At 45.2% G+C, this 2,091-nt stretch carries 2 protein-coding genes; both read left to right on the top strand.

Going from position 1 to position 2,091, the window contains the following annotated elements:
• Positions 1–20: 20 nt before the first annotated feature.
• Positions 21–1,466 carry an MSHA biogenesis protein MshI gene (locus R7P67_RS23300; protein WP_005481017.1) on the top strand — a complete coding sequence of 482 codons (1,446 nt, stop codon included), beginning with the start codon at positions 21–23 and terminating at the stop codon, positions 1,464–1,466.
• The coding region (gspM, locus tag R7P67_RS23295; protein ID WP_318086127.1) for a type II secretion system protein GspM at positions 1,463–2,091 on the top strand (629 nt) is incomplete at its 3' end. The genes R7P67_RS23300 and gspM, both read left to right, overlap by 4 nt.

Below are 2,091 nucleotides of genomic sequence, written 5' to 3'. Positions count from 1 at the left end.
AAAAAATAAAGATAATAATCATGGAATTTAAAGCAGTATTCGACAAGCTGATGCGATCATCTGGTGGTGGTCGCTCTTGCTTTTTGGTTATTCAGCCAGACGCAGTTTATTTATCATCACCAGCTAAAAGTGGCCGTCCGTCTCAGTTTGAAATTTCTGAATCAAATTGGGAACGCGCTGTTGAGCAAGCGTTAAGCGTTGCCGCGAGCGCTTATGATTCTCTGACCGTAGTGCTGTCACACAACTACTATCAGATGTATCAAATCGACAAGCCAGCCATGCCACGCCAAGAGTGGTCGGCGGCGCTGCCGTTTTTACTCAAAGAGCTTATTTCTGAGCGTGCCATCGACATCATCGCTGATGCGGTAGAGCTACCAAACTCAAGTAAAGTGCAAGCTTATGTTTTATCAAGAAAGATGCTTGATAAAATTGTGCTACTGGCTAGTCGTGCTCAATTGCCGTTAGAAGCGATCATTCCGGAAGATGATGTTTGGGGTGATACCGCTGGTGAGCTTGGTAACTTTTTGTTGCTGCAACGCAGCGCGCGTGGGCATTTCCGCATCAGTGCTTTTGTTGAGCACACCATTGCATTTCATCGTTCGATTCGTAGCGTGACACCTCCTCTTACTGGCGTACCGTCAAGCGAGCTACAGATGGACAGTTTGTCTCTGGAGCTGCAACGTTCGATAGATTACCTCTCTGCTCAGCTTCGTCAGGTTCAGTTACACCAATTGAAAGTGTGCTGTGATGAAGAAGATGAGAACGAATTGGTTCAGTCGCTTAACTACCGCTTAAGCACCAAAGTATCGTCACTACTGCCTGAAGAACATGAACTCTCTGGTCATGTGCTTGCGGATGCGGCGGCGGCGTCTACAAATCGACGCGTCAATCTATATCCTGATCATTTAAAGCCGAAAAAAGATCTCCTTACGCTAAAAAATGTGGCGATTTCTTGGGGCGCGGCTGCGGCTGTGATTCTGTTGTCTTACGGCTACGTGTCTTGGCAAAGTGAAGGTTTGGAAGATGAAATCGCGATTGTGAAAGGCAAGGGCGATATTCTTAAATCTGACTTAGATTACTACCAAGTGAAGCTGCGTAAGCATCAGCCTGATCCAAATAAGTTAGCGGCCAAAGCGCGTCTAGAGCGTGAAGTCAAAGCTAAGCGAGACTCCTTGAAAGCGGTGGGCAAGTACGATGATTCGCAACGCACGGGTTACTCAGGTGTGATGCAGTCATTAGCAAAATTGGGCAACCAAGAAATCTCTTTATCCGAAATTCGCATCAACAACAACACCTTGGATTTAAAAGGCTTAGCGAAAGCTCCGAGTTCAGTGCCGAGTTGGGTAAGCCAGTTCAAGAATGAGATCAGTCTTGTTGGGCGAACATTTGACGACGTGAAAATCGGTCGCAATGAGAAAGACATAGTGACGTTTGAGTTGAAAACGCGCGAGGATAAAGAGAAATGAACGAATTCTGGAGCTCATTAGAAGAGCGCTTTGGAGACATGAGCGCGCGCGAGAAAATGCTGGTGGCGCTGTGTGGCTTCGTGACCGTAGTTATGTTGCTGTTTACGTTGGTGCTAGAACCTAAGCTCAATCAGATCTCAAACAATGAAAGACAGCTGAGTAACTTAAAGCAGTCAAACCAAAAAACAGAAATTGATATTTTACGTGTTAAGGCTCAATTGAAGAAAGATCCAAACGCAGATATTGATTTGGAAATTTCCAACCTGTTGACGGAAAGTCAGCATCTTTCGATGCAGTTGTCACAAATTATTGAACACTTGGTAACGCCTTCACAAATGGCGGGCGTATTAGAGAGCGTATTAGAGCAGCAAAGTGGCATTCACTTGGTGTCATTGCAGACTCTGCCATCTGAGCCGATCACAGAAGATAAAGAAGCATCACAATACTCTGGCTACTACGTACACCCAGTGCGTATGGAGCTAACTGGTGACTACTTTTCTATCGCCAACTACTTAAACAAGTTAGAGAGCTTACCTGCCAGCTATTTTTGGCGTAGCTTCAGTTACAAAGTAGAAGAATATCCAAAAGCGAAATTAGTGCTTGAAGTGTACACATTAGGTTCTCG

The sequence above is a fragment of the Vibrio sp. Vb0937 genome (assembly GCF_033338855.1).
Note: the sequence above shows the minus strand (reverse complement) of the source record. Positions and strands in the feature narration are given on the sequence as shown.

Bases quoted from the DNA above. Each gene is read 5' to 3' on its own strand.
- R7P67_RS23300 (WP_005481017.1), top strand. From the start codon at position 21: ATGGAATTTAAAGCAGTATTCGACAAGCTGATGCGATCATCTGGTGGT.